Annotated in this window: 1 protein-coding gene and 1 pseudogene; both read left to right on the top strand. The window is 70.2% G+C overall.

Annotation, left to right across the window (positions count from 1 at the left end; all coding sequences use genetic code 11):
- Positions 1 to 754: autotransporter outer membrane beta-barrel domain-containing protein (locus IEW34_RS22095; protein WP_188611376.1), on the top strand; the 754-nt coding region annotated here is incomplete at its 5' end.
- Positions 755 to 1,320: 566 nt separating this feature from the next.
- Positions 1,321 to 3,588: pseudogene (locus IEW34_RS22090) on the top strand (hypothetical protein); the annotation flags it as partial.

The raw sequence follows: 3,588 nt of genomic DNA, 5'->3' as shown, positions 1-3,588 counted from the left end.
CGTGATGTACCGGATGGGCGGCCAGAAGGAGCTGGCGCCGGGCTGGTACCTCGGCGGCTCGTTCGGCGCCGGCCAGAGCTGGTCGACGGCCAACAACGGCTCCAACGGCCATGGCTTCTCGGTCGATGGCAGCGTCTCGCTCAAGCACGTGGCGGGCCCATGGCTGCTGGCCGGCTCGCTCGCCGTGGCCCACGGCAGCTACGACAACAGCCGCTTCGTGCTGCTGCCCGGCTTCGGGGCGGGCACGGGCGTGTTCGACAGCGACAGCAGCATGACCTTCGTCGCCGGACGGCTGCGTGCCGGCTACGAATTCGCCTTCCCGAGCTGGTATATCCGGCCCGAGGTCGACCTCGACCTCGTTTACGCCAACGCGCCGGGCTACCGGGAGCAGGGCATCGGCAGCTACGCGCTCGATGTGCAGGGCAGTAACCACACCAGCGTGATCGTCTCGCCGACGGTGGAGATCGGCGGCCGCTTCACCCTCGACGACGCCGTCCTGCGCCCGTTCCTGAGCGCCGGGGTGAGCTTCAACTCCAACGACGCACGGGTGGTAAAATCGCGCTTCGTCGGCGCTGCGCTTCAGGACGGCACCTTCCAGACCTACCTGAACTCGCCGGCCGTGGTCGGCAACGTCACCGCTGGTCTCACCTTCTACGCGGCCAACGGCTTCGAGGCGAAGGCGGAGTACGCGCTGTCGGCCGGCGAGTCGTTCCTGGTGCAGCGCGGCAGCCTGCGCTTCGCCTATCACTTCTGAGCGCGGAATGGGGCGGCACGGCTGAGGCAGCCCCGACGGCAGGGGGCCACGGCGGCTACCATGCGGGTTCACTCGCCTTGCCGGCGCGGTTCGGTGTCGCAGGCCTGGAGGCCGCCGCCGAACCGGGCCACGCCGACCGCTGCAGTGACACGTTGTCCGCCTGGCGCAAGGCTCGATCGCCGTCGCCGTCGGTGACGGGGTCGCAGGGCCATGTGCGCTATCCGCGACAGCACGCGCATTCTGCCATCCGCGCTCACAGTTGATAGCCGCCGCAGTCAGCACAAACGTACCGCGCTGTGGGTGCCGGGTCGCGGGCACCGTTCGTCAAGCAGTGGTGCGACGCGGCCCCATCATCGGTGATCACAATGATGTCAGCCTTGATCGCGGCGACGCCCGCCGTCGGCTTGTCTTTCCCAGACTAGCTTCTCACGCGACAGGTGACCGAGGCACCTGTTGCCCGGTTGTCACTTGCCGGCTGGCACAGCCGTGCTTGATAACACCGCACAGCAGCCAGGGGGGCGCGCGCCATGATTCCAGTTTTCGATTCCGGCCTGGTAGGCCGGCCGTTGACCTTGCGCGCTCTGCTGCTCGGCACGGCCGCCTGGCTGATCGTGCCCGGCCATGCGGCGGCGCAGTCGCCGGCCTACGGCATTGACCAGCAAACGATTGGCGCCACGGGAAACCCCGGCGAAACGACCTCGCTGCTGTCGGTCAGCAACTCAACTCCCATGTCTCTCGGGGCTTGGTATGCCTCGTACGGTGCGGGCATCTTTGCGCAAAATCAGGGCGGCACCGGTTCGTCTGGCGGCTCCGGCGGCTCGTCGGGCGGCGTGACGGTCACCAACAGCGGCGCGCTCTCCCTTTCAATGATCGGGATCCTCGGCTTTGCCGGCATCCAGGCCCAGTCCTACGGCGGCGCTGGCAGCTCGGACAGCGGCGGCGCCGGCGGGTTCGGCGGCAACGTCACGGTGACGAACTCCGCGCCAATCAGTGTCAACTGGCAGTGGCAGAATGCCGGGAGCGCCAATTCCGGGGCCTACGGCATCCAAGCCCTGTCCCAAGGCGGCGAGGCCCACATCAAGGGCGGTGTCAGCAACGTCGCCGGGGGCGACAGCGGGCTCGCTTTCGTCACCCAACTGGGCGGCAGCGTGACGCTGTCGGTGGACGGCACGCCGCCGTCCTCGCTGCCGATCTCTCCCTCCGCCGGCATCCTTGTCGCGGGGTACGGCGGCTCCGGAGCTGCGGGGTCGGCAGACGACAACGTGACCGGCGGCAACGGCGGCAACGTCGAAGGGGTCGGCGCCCAGGTGGCTTTCACGAGCGTCCAGACCACCGGCAACCTGTTGCCCGGCATCCTGATTGCCGGTGTGGGCGGCGCCGGCTGGGCCAGCGGTTGCCAATACGGTCAGAATTGCAACCCGGACCAATCCGGGGCGCACAACAATGGCGGCAACGGCGGCTCTGTTACGGGGGCTGGGCTCACCGTGGGATCGATAGGGGTACCAACCTCCATATCGACGGCCGGCACGCAATCGCCCGGAGTCACGGTGGTGCTGCAGGGCGGCATCGGCGGCGCGGGCGGTTCGCAGACCGACTTCACCCAGGCGGACGGAGGCGATGGCGGCAACGGCGGCTTTACCACTATCCTTCCGATCACCTTTACCGACGCCACCGTCAGCACGACGGGCGACAGTTCGCCGGGGCTCCTCGTGGCCAGCCAGGGGGGCAACGCCGGCAACGCCGGCGGTGGGAAGGGGACGATCGGCAGTGCCTACGGCGGCGCTGGCGGCTCCGGCGGCGACGCCGGCGAGGTGACCGTGAGTCTGGCCGGCACCGCTATCTCGACGGCGGGCGCGAACTCCGCCGGCATCGCCGTGCGAGCGGAGGGCGGCACCGGCGGCAACGGCGGCTTCGGCGGCGTAGGCATCGGGGCAGCCGGCGGTGGGGCCGGCGGCGCCGGCGGCAACACCGGCAACCTGTGGGTCTCGCTCGACGGCGCTTCGGCGATCTCGACACAGGGTGCCAGCTCCTACGGCATCGTGCTGCAGAGCTTCAGCGGCGCCGGTGGCGACGGCAACGGTGAGACCGGCGATTCGGGTAGCAGCGGCAACGGCGGCGCCGGCGGTGCGTCCGGCAACCTGTTGGTGACGAACGGGGGCAAGATCACCACGAGCGGGGCGCAAGCCGGCGGCATCCTTGCGCAAACCATGGCCGGTGCTGGCGGCGGCGCCGGCACTGACTCCTACGGCGTCTTCCACAGCAGCGCCGGCACGGGTGCCTCGGCCGGCAGCGTCGGCACGATCTCGATTACCAATACCGGCACCATCAGCACGAGTGGCGCCAACGCTAAGGGCATTCTGGCGCAATCGATCGGCGGCAGCGGCGGCGTCGGGGGGAACGCAAGCGGCCTGTTCTATACGGTTGGTGGCGGCGCCGGCAACGGTTTCGCCGGCGGCGATGTGACCGTGACCATGTCCGGCTCTGCCAGCGTCACCACGAGCGGGGCCTCCGCCTTCGGTATCCTGGGTCAGTCGATCGGCGGCGGCGGCGGCGACGGCGGCAGCGCGGCGGGGCTCGGCGTCACGGTGGGTGGCAGCGGCGGCGGCGGCGGAGGAGGAGGTACGGTTCAAGCGACGCTCGGCGGCCAAGCGCAGGTGTCCACGGCGGGCAATTTCGCGACCGGCGTGGCGATGCAGTCGATCGGAGGCGGGGGCGGCAACGCCGGCAATGCCAGCAGCACGGGGCTCTTCGCCTCGGTCGCGCTCGGCGGCACGGGCGGCGGCGGCGGCGGCGGCGGCGCGGCGACCATCACGACCAACGGAGCGACGATCGCC

The organism is Chelatococcus reniformis (assembly GCF_014640075.1).
In the GTDB taxonomy this organism is placed as follows: domain Bacteria; phylum Pseudomonadota; class Alphaproteobacteria; order Rhizobiales; family Beijerinckiaceae; genus Camelimonas; species Camelimonas reniformis.
Note: the sequence above shows the minus strand (reverse complement) of the source record. Positions and strands in the feature narration are given on the sequence as shown.